We start from the raw sequence: 12,497 nt of genomic DNA, 5'->3' as shown, positions 1-12,497 counted from the left end.
CGGACAAACGGTTTTCAAGACCGCCTCGTTATGACCACTTCGATACCTCTCCAAATGCGCTTTTACATTTTAATAGAAGTCTGTACTTTTGTCAAGCACTTTATTCTATTTTTTCCAAATCTCTTGGAGACTGTTGCTGCTTGTTTTGTTGCTGCCATCAGAAGCAACTTGGATAGTTTATCACTGTTTATTTGTTCTGTCAACATATTTTTACATTTTTTTCAAATTAATTTTTTTTCCTTATAAATGCTCTAAAATTCGTTGTTTTGCTTCCTCGGCTGTCTTAAAATTCTCTTCGGTCCCAACAATATAATAAACCGCATCTTTCCATGCCTTTACCGGATATTCGGCAGCCGGAATTTGAGTTACTGCGAAACGGCAGCGATCTTTCAGCACACAGCCACGTAAATCTGACAGGTACATACAACCGGACTCTGCTGCAATCCGGTCCAAAAGTCCAGCCTTCATCTCCTGGTCGTTCTTCTCCCTGTTTTCTCCAGTTTTCATCTACCGTACCTACTTCCTTTCTTCGCATCTGATGCAGCAGCTGATCATATCCAGTAACCATGCAAACCTTATTTCGTATTTTATTGTATGATTATACATTAAATACTTTATATAACTAATAATATTGTAATGAATGCAACATGTCAAGTGATGGATTGCATTATTTACTACACATATTTCATTTAATGCAATACTATGGAATCAGGAGGAGTTGCCAATGTATATCGATTTCAATTTTTCAAAACGCCTCTCAGAGCTGAGAACTCAGAAAGGCGTATCCGCACGTGATATGAGCCTGTCTCTTGGACAGAATCCCACATATATTCACAAAATAGAAAATGAAATAGCTCTTCCTTCCATGATGGGTTTTTTCTATATATGCGAATATCTGAATATTGAGCCAGCCGATTTTTTCTCCCATAATGTAACCAGCCCGGCAAAGTTAAAAGAACTGATGGAGGATGCACAGCACTTAAACCGTGAACAGCTTGACCATCTGCATCTGATTGTAAAAGATCTTTTAAAATCAGGAGGAAAAAAATAAAAAAGGAAGCTGCGCTTACAGCATTCCTTTTATTTTCCCGTATAGATTCTGTTTAACAAAACACCGGCTATCTCCATGTCTTCTGGTGTGGTTACTTTTATATTGGTATAATCGCCCCGGATTAATTTTACTTTTTCCCGGGTCATGGTTTCGACTACCATAGCATCATCCGTTATTCCCTCCTGAAATGCTTCCGATGACAGGAGCTTTTTATAAGCATTGTAGACAAGTTCATATTCAAATGCCTGGGGAGTCTGGATTTGCCATAGGCGGTTTCTATCAGGTGTCATCTCTGCGTAATCATCTTCATCAGAAATCTTAATGGTATCCTTTACAGGCATACCGACCACACAGGCCTTGTATTTCATAGCGCCCTTTAAGGCACCTTCAATGACTTCACTGGTGATACAGGGCCTTGCTCCATCATGAATCAGAACGTATTCACAGTCTGAAGCTGCTTTCAGTCCTTCATACACGGAATGGTACCGCTCTTTTCCGCCTTCGCACACAGCGCTTACCTTGGTAAAACAATACCGGTCTACGATCTCCTTTTTACAGTAACCGGTTTCTCCTTGGCCGGTTACAAGAATAATGTCATCAATGGTACTGGCTTCAAAGGCTTTTATTGCGTAATACAGCATAGGTCTCCCAAGAAGCGTAAGATACTGTTTGTGTACCTGGCTTCCCATGCGCGTGCCTTTTCCTGCTGCCAGTATGACAGCGGCTGATCTTCCCATGATTCTCTACCTTTCACCCAGCTTTAAGTTCGGAACTGCATTTAAGTCCCAGCCGGATCTTGCGCCGTTGATATATTCATAGTAGGCTGCAGTGCCGATCATCGCTGCATTATCCGTGCAGTAAACGGGTGATGGATAATAAAATGCCATGCCTTCTTTTTCACAGGCCTTTTTCATACTTTCCCGCAATGCAGAATTCGAGGCAACGCCTCCTGCAATGGCAACCTTTTTAAAGCCGTATTCTTTGGCTGCTTCTACGGTATGGCTTACCAGTACATCCACAACAGCATTCTGGAAAGAAGCAGCCAGATCTGGTACATGGATCTCTTCTCCCAGCATACGGGCATGATTAATATGGTTTAAGACTGCTGATTTTAATCCGCTGAAGCTGAAATCATAAATGCTTCCCTCGACCTTTGCTCTTGGGAACTGAATGGCCTGGGGATTCCCCTCCTTCGCGGCCTTGTCGATCTTTGGACCTCCCGGATAGCCAAGGCCAACGGCTCTTGCCACCTTGTCAAAGGCTTCTCCTGCTGCATCATCTCTGGTGCGCCCCAGGATTTCAAACGCTCCGTAATCTTTGACTATGACCAGATGGGTGTGTCCTCCTGAGACAATGAGGCAAAGAAACGGTGGTTCCAGGTCTGGATGTTCTATAAAATTAGCGGATACGTGTCCTTCAATATGATGAACACCAACCAGAGGTTTTTTCGCTGCATAGGCAATGGCCTTTGCTTCTGCAACACCAACAAGAAGTGCCCCCACCAGTCCGGGACCGTAAGTAACACCGATAGCGTCAATGCCTGAAAGACTCATACCTGCTTCCAGAAGAGCAGCTTCTATGACCTGATTGATCTTTTCTATATGCTTTCTTGAAGCGATTTCCGGAACTACACCGCCGTATAACGTATGAAGGGCAATCTGAGAGGATATTACATTTGATAAGACCTCCCGGCCGTTCTTTACGACGGCTGCTGCCGTCTCATCACAGGAACTTTCAATTGCCAGTATATATATATCTTCCTCTGTATGATTCTTCTTCATTCCCATTCCCTCATTCCTCATCAAATTCCAGCTCTGCTGTCCAGGCATCTCTGGCCGCTTTGGCTCTTGGAAATATGTCCCGGACTTTATCCATAAATTCCTCTGGTCTCGTAAGTGAAGGACTGTAATGAGTAAGCCACATCTGTTTGGGCTGGGCCTCTTTTGCCAGCTTGGCAGCTTCAACGAATGTCATATGCTTATATTCTCTGGCTTTCGCTTCTTTTCCGTCTTCTCCGTACATGCCTTCGCAGATAAAAAGATCCGCCTCCTTTGCATATTCCGCAATAACAGGAACCGGTCTTGTGTCCGTACAGTAGGTGACTTTAAGTCCACGCCTTGGCGGTCCTAAAACCATATCCGGAGTTAAGGTCCTCTCTCCGTCTTCAATCGTCTCTCCCTTTTGAAGCCGGTTCCAGAACTTCTGCGGTATGCCGGATTCCTTCGCCCGGTCTACATCAAAACGGCCTGTCCTTGGAATGGATATGGAGTAACCGTAGCAAACAACATTATGATTTACCCGGTAAGCATCTATTACATAGGGGCCAAGGTTTATCTGCTCCCGGTTTTCTGTAAGCTCTATAAACTTTAATTCAAAGGGAAGCTCCGGCGCAATGGTACGCAGTGCCCCTACCACCCTCTCCAGGCCCTTTGGACCGATGAGAGTCAGAGGCTCCGTCCTTTCTGCATTGCCCATCGTTAAGAGAAGTCCCGGCAGTCCGCTGATATGATCCGCATGGTAATGGGTGAAGCAGATGGTATCAATCGGTTTGGGGCTCCAGCCTTTTTCCTTTAACGCAATCTGGGTTCCTTCTCCGCAGTCAATGAGAAGACTGCTTCCGTCACACCTTGCCATCATGGCTGTAAGCCAGCGGTATGGCAGCGGCATCATTCCTCCGGTACCCAGCAAACATATATCCAACATAAAATTTCCTCACTTTTGCTTCAATCAATGAATGGCGGTCCTAAAACCGCCTCATAAAATCATAACACAAATGAGAGGCAATTAGCAACTATAAATATTCCAGCTGTTCTTCCACATCCACCGGTATTTTAAATTCCATAACCATAGCATCGTAACAGCTTTCGCATAAATCAAAATGATGGATCTCCCCATCTTTCTCTGAAAAGAAGTCCCAGCCGTGGTTGATACTTATCACTCCTTCTCTGGCAACGCCTTCTGACACAATAATCTTTTTGCCGCAACAGTTACAAACAACTGTTTCAAGCTGACCGCCATTTTTGTACTTTCTCATCTTACTCTCACCTTTCCTTTTTACCGCCAATGCTTTTTGTTTTGAGCATAATGGTATGCCTGCAAGGCGTTCCTTTTTCTCACTTTCCAGATCCGCCCTGATTTTACACCGTTTAACCGGAAGATAGAAAAAAGGGCATCCTAACTGGATACCCCTACATTATAAACGGTGTTTTCCCTTATTTTTAGTGGTAAATGTTTCATATCCTGCTGCACCACATGATTACGGCATTTTCACTTGGATTGTGGTAGTAATTTTTTCGGATGCTTTCTTCGGAAAAACCATAGGATTTATAAAGGTTTCTGGCGATTTCATTGCTTTCACGGACTTCCAGAAACATGGTTTTTACAGACCTTTTTCTGGAATATTCCACCACCTGGTCCATAAGTTTCTTAGCCAGGCCCCTCCCCCGGAAACCGGGTAACAGGGCAATGCGGAGAAGTTCCCCTTCTCCGGCTATAACACGAAAAACACAGTATCCCACGACCCGTTCATCCACAGAGAGAACCAGCCAGGTATCCAGGCTGCTGTTTAACCCTTCTTTTATGGAATTGAAAGACCATGGATCTGTAAAACAGATTTCTTCTGCCTTTGATACAGAAAGGACATCTTCCGCCCTCATCTCACGAACCATGGGGCTCTCCTTTTGCGTCCTGTTCTTCCCGTTCCCGCTCCGCCTGGGGTTTTCTTAAATAATCAGGAGCATGTTCTGCTGCCTCTACGGTTTTTCCGTCTTCGTAATACAGACAGCCAAGAGCTGCAACTGCAGCTGCTCTCTGCCGGTTCAAATGGGCCGGAGCAAAGGAAAACGGTATTGTCATCAGCTCTTCAAGCTGCTTTTTGTATACAGGGACTCCGTCGCCCAGGAAAATCACCTTTTGTCCTGTCTCATTTAACTCTCTGATTAAATCTTTAATATCTATTGCACAGGATTCCTTTATGATGGAAAATCCATGGCTATTATCATAGATTCCGGTGTAGACCTGCTCTCTTCTGGCATCCATAATGGGACAGACAATGCTTGCACAGCCGTAAAGATTATAGGCCATGGCATCTACTGTGGGTACGGAAACCAGAGTCTTTTGAAGGGCAAGACCAAGACCTTTTCCGGTGGCAGAACCGATTCTCAAGCCGGTAAAAGAGCCTGGACCTGCGGAAACAGCAATGGCATCAAGGGTATTCAAATCAAAATCCACCATCGTAACGATCTCATCAAGCATGGGAAGAAGGGTCTGGGAATGGGTCTTCTTAAAATTAACTGTGTATTCCGCTGTCAGCACCTGATCCGTCACAACAGCTACAGAAGCTACCAGAGACGAACTTTCAATTCCAAGTATGTTCATTTATAATCCCTCCACCGTTATTTTTCTGTAATCAAACCCTTTTTCCAGATCTTTTTCTATCGTTACGGAGATAACCCGGTCGGGAAGTATCTCCCTGATCAGTTCCGACCATTCGACCAGACTGACTCCGTCGCCATAAAAGCAGTCCTCGTAACCGATTTCATCCATCTCGCTCACATCCCCGATCCGGTACACATCAAAATGGTAAAAAGGCAGGCGCCCGTCATCATACTGCTGGACAATGGTAAACGTAGGGCTGTTTACTGCTTCTTTGATTCCAAGACCAGATGCAAAGCCCTGAGTGAAAACGGTTTTTCCCACTCCAAGTTCCCCGTTTAAACAGTATACCGATGAAGGCACCGCTTCTTCACCCAGTTTTTTTCCCAGTTCAAAGGTATCTTCTGGTTTCCAGCTTTCTATTACCATAATCTATATCCTCTTTCGCCTCTCAGGAGGCATTTTTTTCATGATCAGTGCCTGCAGCACCGGTTTGTAATTCCCAACAGCAGAATCGGGCAAAAGACAGAGCATATTCTCTTTCATATAGAAAACCATCATGCTGCCGATCTGCTCCACCCGATTAACATTCTCCCAGGACAGCTCATTTCCCTTATCTCCCCGGTAAGCACCGATTCCTGCTTCTCCAAACGACAGAATCAAATCTTCTTTATCTTTAGATGCTTCCACCTGCCTGTACGCTTTCAGATAAAGATATCCCGGCTTCCATACCATATAAAGCAGATAGCAGCCAATCAGGAACAAGCGGTAAACGGGGGAGATGGAACTCCAGGTAGTCACAATTACATAAATACCTGCAAAAACATAAACAAGACTGAAAATCCCATACAATCCCCGATACGACTGATACAGGGAAAATTTCCATAAATCCTGTACTGTCATTAATACTTTAAACATAAGCGGATTTTCCTCTTCCACAGGTTCCTCCTTCTTGTACGGTATCACACCGTATATGATTTATAACTTCATGGTAAGTGCAATCCTCTTTTTCGGAACATCCACACTTATGACCTTCACTTCAACAATATCTCCCACACTCACTGCTTCCAAAGGGTGCTTGATGAATTTATCCGACATCTGGGAAATATGGACCAGACCGTCCTGATGGACACCGATATCCACAAATGCGCCGAAATCAATGACATTTCTCACCGTTCCCTTTAATACCATGCCAGGCTGTAAATCCTTCATCTCCATAACATCTGTGCGGAGTATGGGCTTTGGCATCTCATCACGGGGATCTCTTGCAGGTTTTTCCAGTTCTTTTACGATATCTTTAAGGGTGATCTCACCGATCTCCAGTTCGGAAGCCAGAGACTTATAATCCACGACTTTTTTACTCAAGCCGCTTATACCACCGTGTTTTAGCTGTTCAGGTTCATAGCCCAGTTTTTTCAGAAGCTTCTTTGCCGCATCGTAAGATTCCGGGTGGACACTGGTTCCGTCTAACGGGTTTTTCCCGCCCTGAATTCTCATAAAGCCAGCACACTGCTCATAGGCCTTTGGTCCCAGCTTTGGAACTTTAAGGAGCTGGCTTCTGCTTAAGAAGGCTCCGTTTTCTTCCCGGTATCCAACAATGTTTTTAGCAATTGGCTTTGAAATGCCGGATATGTATTCTAAAAGAGATGCGGAAGCGGTGTTTAAATCCACGCCTACCTTATTCACACAGTCTTCCACAACGCCCTGCAGGGCTTCGCTTAAATGTTTCTGGTTCATATCGTGCTGATACTGTCCAACGCCAATGGATTTGGGATCGATCTTTACCAGTTCGGCAAGGGGGTCTTGAAGTCTTCGGGCAATGGAGGCCGCACTCCGCTGTCCCACATCGAAATTCGGGAACTCTTCGGTAGCAAGTTTGCTGGCAGAATATACGGAGGCACCTGCTTCATTGACAATAATATACTGAACCTGCTCAGGAATTTCCTTTAAAAGCTCTACAATGATGGCTTCGGATTCCCTGGATGCAGTTCCATTTCCCACAGAAATCAGAGAAATATTATATTTTTTTATAAGCTTCTTTAAGACAGCTTTTGCTTCTTCCACTTTATTCTGGGGCGCTGTGGGATAGATAACAACCGTATCAAGAACCTTTCCGGTCTCGTCCACCACTGCCAGTTTGCAGCCGGTACGGAATGCCGGATCCCATCCCAGAACTACCCGTCCGACGATTGGCGGCTGCATTAAAAGCTGTTCCAGGTTTTTACCAAATACCCGGATGGCACCTTCTTCCGCCTTTTCCGTTAATTCGTTTCTCACTTCACGCTCTATGGCAGGAGCAATCAGACGGTCATAGCTGTCTTCTATCACTTCCTGGAGCACTTTGGTTGTATGGGGGTTGTCCTTTACAATGATCTGCTTTTCCAGATATCTTATGATCTGCTCCACCGGAGCTGCAATCCGGACTGTGAGCAGCTTTTCTTTCTCTCCCCGGTTAATGGCTAAAACTCTGTGTCCGGCCGTCTTTTTTAAGGTTTCTTCATAATTGTAATACATCTCATAAACAGATTCTGCCTGTTCATCTTTTGCAAAAGACTGCAGGCTTCCCTGACTGAATGTGGCATTGCGGATATAGGTCCGGTATTCCGCATTGTCAGAAATCCGTTCTGCCAGAATATCCCTGGCTCCGGCTATGGCTTCTTCTGCAGAAGAAACTCCTTTTTCTTCGGATATATACCGGGCCGCTTCTTCTAAAAGGGGGGTCTTAATTATCTGAAGAAGGATCAAATCAGCAAGAGGCTCCAATCCTTTTTCCTTTGCAATGGTGGCTCTTGTCCTTCTTTTTGGTTTGTAAGGACGGTACAGATCCTCGACTGCGACCAGAGTTTTCGCTTCCAGAATCTTCTGTTCCAGTTCTTTGGTCAGCTTCTCCTGCTCTTTTATGGAAGAGATGACCTGTTCTTTTCGTTCTTCCAGATTCCTAAGATAGCGAAGCCGCTCGTCCAGATTCCGGAGCACCTCATCGTTTAAGGAACCGGTAACTTCCTTCCGGTATCTGGCAATAAAGGGAATGGTATTTCCTTCATCAATCAGCTTTACGGCTGCTTCAACCTGGCTCCGTCCAATGGAAAGTTCTTCTTGTAATGCATTAATTATATCCATGCTGTTCCCCTTACTTCTTATAGTTCGTTCAATTTAATTATTATAATTCATCAGACTTTGGTTTGCAAGACCTGTCTGGACAGACTGCCCGTTTCGTGCTACAATCATAAAATGCGAGAGAATGCGCTCTTTGCTTTTTAAAATACGCAAACGAGGTATAATTCAAATGGAAGATTATAACAAAAGCAATAACGGAATGCTGCCTCAGCTTCCTCCGGCAGGTTCCTTTCTGGCCTATTGGTCCGTGTTCCTCGGCGGTCTTGGTCTGGTGACAGACTGCCTTCCCTTATTTACCATATGGAATCTTCCCGCAGGACTGTTTTTCGGTCTGGGCGGTATCGCATGTGCAGTACTTTCCAAACACGGAAAGCCATTGACACAGCAGGCTCAGCTTGGTCTTATTCTGTCTGTTATCTCTCTTGTCTGCGGCCTGCTCATGACAATTTTCATTATCTTTGTCTACGATACCATGGATACCAATACTCCGTTGGGACAGTATTTCAGAGATGCCATTGAAACGACCACTCAGGCACTTATGCCCACCCGCGGATCAGGAGATTAACATCTACTTCATAACAGGAAGCAGATCCACACCTTTGATCACCAGCATATAATTCTTAAATATCCAGTTGACTACTACAACAGCCGCCCCTGTCAGAATAAAAAAACGGACTCTTTTGTTGTGATCCATGGGACGCTTGAAACACCTGGATAGGAATCGCAGGATTATTTCCAGAATAATCACAAAAACAGTATAAAGGACCAGCGGATGATACTGAAAACTCATCCGCAGGTCCTCCCGCAACAAGGAGCGGACTGCCCGTGTTCCTCCGCACCCAGGACAGTATAGTCCGGTAAGGGTATTGAACATACAGGGAAGTCCTAATCCTAATAATTTCTTTAACCAATTCATTCAAATCACCTGTCTAGTCTGCCAGATCAAAGGCATCATGCACCGTTCTCATGGAACGTTCCACATCTGCTTCATCAATCAAAACTGTTATCCGTATCTCAGAAGTTGCAATCATCTTGATATTTACATTGGCGCTTGAAAGAGCTTCAAACATCTTGGCTGCCACGCCTGGATTGCTTGACATTCCGGCTCCGATGATGGAGATCTTGGCTACCCCTTCTTCGCTGGTCACATCCTGGGCCGTAAGGGTCTCTTTATTTTCTCTTAACAGATCCAGAGTTTCCTTTAAATCCGTTTTTGCCACCGTAAAGGAAATGTCTTTTCCCTCTTCCCTTCCGATGGACTGTATGATAATGTCAACATTAATGTCATGCTTTGCCAAAAGGTTAAAAATCTTAAAAGCAATTCCCGGCATATTTCTGACCCCGATAACGGATACACGGGCTACATTCTTATCTGCGGCAACACCGCTGACCAGCATTCTCTCCATTTTCGCTTCCTCCTTGACAACCGTACCTTCTTCCCTTGTCAGGCTCGACCGGACAACTAACTGTACTCCGTAACGCTTCGCCATTTCCACGGACCGGTTATGCAGAACCTTTGCCCCCAGGGAAGCAAATTCAAGCATCTCATCATAAGAAACCTCAGGAATTTTTCTGGCGTTTGGCACTACCCGCGGGTCGGCAGTGTATACTCCATCCACATCGGTATAGATCTCACATGCATCTGCATGAAGGGCAGCGGCAAGAGCAACTGCAGTCGTATCTGAGCCGCCCCGTCCAAGGGTCGTTATATCGTCAAATTTATTAATTCCCTGAAAACCGGTGATAACAACGATCTTTCTGGCATCCAGTTCATGCCGGATCCGTTCTGTATCAATCCGTTTTAATTTGGCTGTGCCGTAAGCAGAAGTGGTGTGCATGGCTACCTGTGAAGCATTCAATGAAACAGCAGGAACTCCAAGAGTATGAAAAGCCATGGACATCAGGGCGACGCTGACCTGCTCTCCGGTTGCCAGTAGCATATCCAGTTCTCTCTTTGGAGGGTTGGGATTCATCTCATAGGCTTTGGCAATAAGGCCGTCTGTGGTCTTTCCCATGGCAGATAGCACAACTACCACCTGATTGCCTTTTTCATACTCTTCGATACAGCGCCTTGCTACATTGAAAATTCTGTCTTTATCTGCGACGGAGCTGCCGCCAAATTTTTTTACTACTAACATAGCTGCCTCCTGGCGAAAATTAAAATTCTGCGCGGATGCGCTGTCTGATTCCTGACAGTTCTTTCGCTTTCCTGCTGTATTCTTTTTCTGTCATCACTTCTGTTAAGAATGCAAATTCATCCATGTGGTCCAGTTCAATGCCTTCTACCTTACCGAACACTTCTTCCACTTCTTTTAAACGCTTTGCTGCAATTCCTTTAATTCTTACAAAGTAGCGGAAGGACATGGTATCCATGGATGAGATGGAAAGGCTCTGATCATCCCAGCCAAGTTCCACATTCCGGTCTTCATTCACAAGGGCTTCAATGATATCTGCGATGACTGCACTGGCGGTAGGAAGCTTTCCGGCTCCGCTGCCATAGAACATGGAAGTTCCCAGCATATTTCCTTTTACTAAAATGCCGTTATAGACATCACTTACAGAATACAGGGGATGGTCTTTGCCGATCATGACCGGAGCAACAAATGCGTGAGCAACTCCCTTTTCCATACGGCTGGAACCTAAGAGCTTAATGGAGGTCCCAAGACTTTCGGCATAAGCAAAATCCACATCCGTTATTTTTGTTATCCCTTCTGTATAAATATGCTCGTAATTCACTTCGTGTCCCGTTGCCATGGCTGTCAGGATGGCAATTTTTCTGCAGGTGTCATGTCCTTCCACATCTGCTTCCGGATTACGTTCGGCGTATCCTAAATCCTGGGCCTCTCTTAAAGCTGCTTCAAAGGTTTCGCCTGCTTTGTCCATTTTTGTCAATATGTAGTTGGTCGTACCGTTTAAGATGCCGGTGATTTCCTCAATCTCCTCTCCTGCCAGACAGGTATAAAGAGGACGTATGACCGGAATCCCGCCGCCTACACTCGCTTCAAACAGGAAATTCACATTATGCTCTCTGGCAATTTGCAAAAGTTCGGTGCCGTATGCGGCAACCAGCGCTTTATTGGAGGTAGCCACATGCTTTCCGGCTTCTAGACTTGCTTTTACAAATGCATAAGCCGGTTTCAGTCCTCCCATCGTCTCTATCACCATGGTTACTTCCGGATCCTTTTCGATGATGGAAAAATCATGAACGATTTTGTCCTCCACCGACGTACCGGGAAATTCCCTTAAATCCAGAACATACTTTACAGAAACCGTATCACCTACCTTTTTTGCAATGGTTTCTTTATTTCTTTCCAATATTTCTACTACACCAGAACCGATGGTACCATAACCCATAACTGCAACATTCTTCATCTTTTTCTACTCCCTGGCTAATATTTTTACGTAATGGACCCCATTTTTTACTTCCAAATCCTCAACCATTCCGGAAACGTTCCCGGTGGTCTCAAGAACTTCCACACTCAATGTCAAAGTGGCCACGCCATTGACAGGAATACTCTGATGGATGGTAAGGATATTGGCACGGTATACCGCTACAATATGAAGAAGATCGGACAGCAAACCCGGTTCGTCATCCATCTGCATCACAAGCGTAATGGTTTTCCCTTTCGTATTATCATAAAACGGAAAGATATCATCCTTATACTTATAAAAGGAACTGCGGCTGATCCCGACTCTGTCAGTCGCCTCCTGGACGGTGATGACACGCTCCGATTCCAACAGTTTTTTTGCCTCAACAACCTTTAGCAATACTTCAGGTACAGCTTTCTGCTTTACCACAAAATATTTACTTTTTTCTTCCATAAAAAAATATCTTCCCTTCTGTGTCCGCAACAGAGAAACATCTGTGCTCATAGGGAAGATATTAACATATTTACGATTGGTATGCAACTATTTTTCTATTTATTTTTTTCAATTTCTTTCCTCTGAGGGAAAA

Annotated in this window: 16 protein-coding genes; 2 read left to right on the top strand and 14 right to left on the bottom strand. The window is 44.8% G+C overall.

The window, feature by feature from the left end; translation table 11 throughout:
* Positions 1-240: 240 nt before the first annotated feature.
* Positions 241-507 carry a hypothetical protein gene (locus tag ACLTWA_RS14075; RefSeq protein WP_412328531.1) on the bottom strand — a complete coding sequence of 89 codons (267 nt, stop codon included), beginning with the start codon at positions 505-507 and terminating at the stop codon, positions 241-243.
* A 217-nt stretch (positions 508-724) separates the two neighbouring features.
* On the opposite strand from ACLTWA_RS14075, the gene ACLTWA_RS14070 reads away from it, so the two are divergent.
* Complete coding sequence (locus ACLTWA_RS14070; RefSeq protein ID WP_412328530.1) at positions 725-1,051, top strand: helix-turn-helix domain-containing protein; 327 nt, start codon at positions 725-727, stop codon at positions 1,049-1,051.
* A 29-nt stretch (positions 1,052-1,080) separates the two neighbouring features.
* On the opposite strand, the gene ispD is transcribed toward ACLTWA_RS14070, so the two are convergent.
* The 9 genes from ispD to ACLTWA_RS14025 all read right to left on the bottom strand — a co-directional run bounded on the left by ispD (position 1,081) and on the right by ACLTWA_RS14025 (position 8,545).
* Positions 1,081-1,788: a 2-C-methyl-D-erythritol 4-phosphate cytidylyltransferase gene (ispD, locus tag ACLTWA_RS14065; protein ID WP_412328529.1), complete on the bottom strand. Its 708-nt coding sequence runs from the start codon at positions 1,786-1,788 to the stop codon at positions 1,081-1,083.
* A gap of 6 nt (positions 1,789-1,794) precedes the next feature.
* The gene (gene tsaD, locus ACLTWA_RS14060; RefSeq protein WP_412328528.1) at positions 1,795-2,832 is read right to left on the bottom strand and encodes a tRNA (adenosine(37)-N6)-threonylcarbamoyltransferase complex transferase subunit TsaD; all 1,038 of its coding nucleotides are present in this window, start codon (positions 2,830-2,832) and stop codon (positions 1,795-1,797) included.
* Positions 2,833-2,842: 10 nt separating this feature from the next.
* Positions 2,843-3,754: a ribonuclease Z gene (locus ACLTWA_RS14055; protein ID WP_412328527.1), complete on the bottom strand. Its 912-nt coding sequence runs from the start codon at positions 3,752-3,754 to the stop codon at positions 2,843-2,845.
* An 88-nt stretch (positions 3,755-3,842) separates the two neighbouring features.
* Complete coding sequence (locus ACLTWA_RS14050) at positions 3,843-4,085, bottom strand: hypothetical protein (RefSeq protein ID WP_412328526.1); 243 nt, start codon at positions 4,083-4,085, stop codon at positions 3,843-3,845.
* Between the two features lie 199 nt (positions 4,086-4,284).
* The gene (rimI, locus tag ACLTWA_RS14045) at positions 4,285-4,719 is read right to left on the bottom strand and encodes a ribosomal protein S18-alanine N-acetyltransferase (RefSeq protein ID WP_412328525.1); all 435 of its coding nucleotides are present in this window, start codon (positions 4,717-4,719) and stop codon (positions 4,285-4,287) included.
* On the bottom strand, positions 4,709-5,428 hold the full coding sequence (gene tsaB, locus ACLTWA_RS14040) for a tRNA (adenosine(37)-N6)-threonylcarbamoyltransferase complex dimerization subunit type 1 TsaB (RefSeq protein ID WP_412328524.1): 720 nt from the start codon (positions 5,426-5,428) through the stop codon (positions 4,709-4,711). The genes rimI and tsaB overlap by 11 nt, the downstream gene beginning before the upstream one ends.
* Positions 5,429-5,854: a tRNA (adenosine(37)-N6)-threonylcarbamoyltransferase complex ATPase subunit type 1 TsaE gene (gene tsaE, locus ACLTWA_RS14035; RefSeq protein ID WP_412328523.1), complete on the bottom strand. Its 426-nt coding sequence runs from the start codon at positions 5,852-5,854 to the stop codon at positions 5,429-5,431.
* A 3-nt stretch (positions 5,855-5,857) separates the two neighbouring features.
* Positions 5,858-6,364: a YcxB family protein gene (locus ACLTWA_RS14030; RefSeq protein ID WP_412328522.1), complete on the bottom strand. Its 507-nt coding sequence runs from the start codon at positions 6,362-6,364 to the stop codon at positions 5,858-5,860.
* Positions 6,365-6,403: 39 nt separating this feature from the next.
* Positions 6,404-8,545 carry a Tex family protein gene (locus ACLTWA_RS14025; RefSeq protein ID WP_412328521.1) on the bottom strand — a complete coding sequence of 714 codons (2,142 nt, stop codon included), beginning with the start codon at positions 8,543-8,545 and terminating at the stop codon, positions 6,404-6,406.
* 166 nt (positions 8,546-8,711) lie between these two features.
* Between ACLTWA_RS14025 and ACLTWA_RS14020 the strand changes: the two genes are divergently transcribed.
* Entirely contained in the window at positions 8,712-9,107 is a 396-nt protein-coding gene (locus ACLTWA_RS14020; protein ID WP_412328520.1) for a sodium:solute symporter, read from the top strand.
* Positions 9,108-9,110: 3 nt separating this feature from the next.
* Here ACLTWA_RS14020 and ACLTWA_RS14015 read toward each other — a convergent pair whose 3' ends face one another.
* The 4 genes from ACLTWA_RS14015 to ACLTWA_RS14000 are packed head-to-tail and all read right to left on the bottom strand — an operon-like array spanning position 9,111 to position 12,364.
* Positions 9,111-9,458 (bottom strand): DUF2752 domain-containing protein, encoded by a 348-nt coding sequence (locus tag ACLTWA_RS14015; protein WP_412328519.1) that lies wholly within the window; start codon positions 9,456-9,458, stop codon positions 9,111-9,113.
* Positions 9,459-9,471: 13 nt separating this feature from the next.
* Positions 9,472-10,680 carry an aspartate kinase gene (locus tag ACLTWA_RS14010; RefSeq protein WP_412328518.1) on the bottom strand — a complete coding sequence of 403 codons (1,209 nt, stop codon included), beginning with the start codon at positions 10,678-10,680 and terminating at the stop codon, positions 9,472-9,474.
* Positions 10,681-10,699: 19 nt separating this feature from the next.
* Positions 10,700-11,914 carry a homoserine dehydrogenase gene (locus ACLTWA_RS14005; RefSeq protein ID WP_412328517.1) on the bottom strand — a complete coding sequence of 405 codons (1,215 nt, stop codon included), beginning with the start codon at positions 11,912-11,914 and terminating at the stop codon, positions 10,700-10,702.
* Positions 11,915-11,920: 6 nt separating this feature from the next.
* Positions 11,921-12,364: an ACT domain-containing protein gene (locus ACLTWA_RS14000; RefSeq protein WP_412328516.1), complete on the bottom strand. Its 444-nt coding sequence runs from the start codon at positions 12,362-12,364 to the stop codon at positions 11,921-11,923.
* Between the last annotated feature and the right edge of the window lie 133 nt (positions 12,365-12,497).

It is taken from the genome of Lacrimispora sp., assembly GCF_046972725.1.
Taxonomy (GTDB): Bacteria; Bacillota; Clostridia; order Lachnospirales; family Lachnospiraceae; genus Lacrimispora.
This window is presented reverse-complemented; position numbering and strand designations above follow the sequence as displayed.

Bases quoted from the DNA above. Each gene is read 5' to 3' on its own strand.
- ACLTWA_RS14075 (WP_412328531.1), bottom strand. From the start codon at position 507: ATGAAAACTGGAGAAAACAGGGAGAAGAACGACCAGGAGATGAAGGCT.
- ACLTWA_RS14070 (WP_412328530.1), top strand. From the start codon at position 725: ATGTATATCGATTTCAATTTTTCAAAACGCCTCTCAGAGCTGAGAACT.
- ispD (WP_412328529.1), bottom strand. From the start codon at position 1,788: ATGGGAAGATCAGCCGCTGTCATACTGGCAGCAGGAAAAGGCACGCGC.
- tsaD (WP_412328528.1), bottom strand. From the start codon at position 2,832: ATGAAGAAGAATCATACAGAGGAAGATATATATATACTGGCAATTGAA.
- ACLTWA_RS14055 (WP_412328527.1), bottom strand. From the start codon at position 3,754: ATGTTGGATATATGTTTGCTGGGTACCGGAGGAATGATGCCGCTGCCA.
- ACLTWA_RS14050 (WP_412328526.1), bottom strand. From the start codon at position 4,085: ATGAGAAAGTACAAAAATGGCGGTCAGCTTGAAACAGTTGTTTGTAAC.
- rimI (WP_412328525.1), bottom strand. From the start codon at position 4,719: ATGGTTCGTGAGATGAGGGCGGAAGATGTCCTTTCTGTATCAAAGGCA.
- tsaB (WP_412328524.1), bottom strand. From the start codon at position 5,428: ATGAACATACTTGGAATTGAAAGTTCGTCTCTGGTAGCTTCTGTAGCT.
- tsaE (WP_412328523.1), bottom strand. From the start codon at position 5,854: ATGGTAATAGAAAGCTGGAAACCAGAAGATACCTTTGAACTGGGAAAA.
- ACLTWA_RS14025 (WP_412328521.1), bottom strand. From the start codon at position 8,545: ATGGATATAATTAATGCATTACAAGAAGAACTTTCCATTGGACGGAGC.
- ACLTWA_RS14020 (WP_412328520.1), top strand. From the start codon at position 8,712: ATGGAAGATTATAACAAAAGCAATAACGGAATGCTGCCTCAGCTTCCT.
- ACLTWA_RS14015 (WP_412328519.1), bottom strand. From the start codon at position 9,458: ATGAATTGGTTAAAGAAATTATTAGGATTAGGACTTCCCTGTATGTTC.
- ACLTWA_RS14010 (WP_412328518.1), bottom strand. From the start codon at position 10,680: ATGTTAGTAGTAAAAAAATTTGGCGGCAGCTCCGTCGCAGATAAAGAC.
- ACLTWA_RS14005 (WP_412328517.1), bottom strand. From the start codon at position 11,914: ATGAAGAATGTTGCAGTTATGGGTTATGGTACCATCGGTTCTGGTGTA.
- ACLTWA_RS14000 (WP_412328516.1), bottom strand. From the start codon at position 12,364: ATGGAAGAAAAAAGTAAATATTTTGTGGTAAAGCAGAAAGCTGTACCT.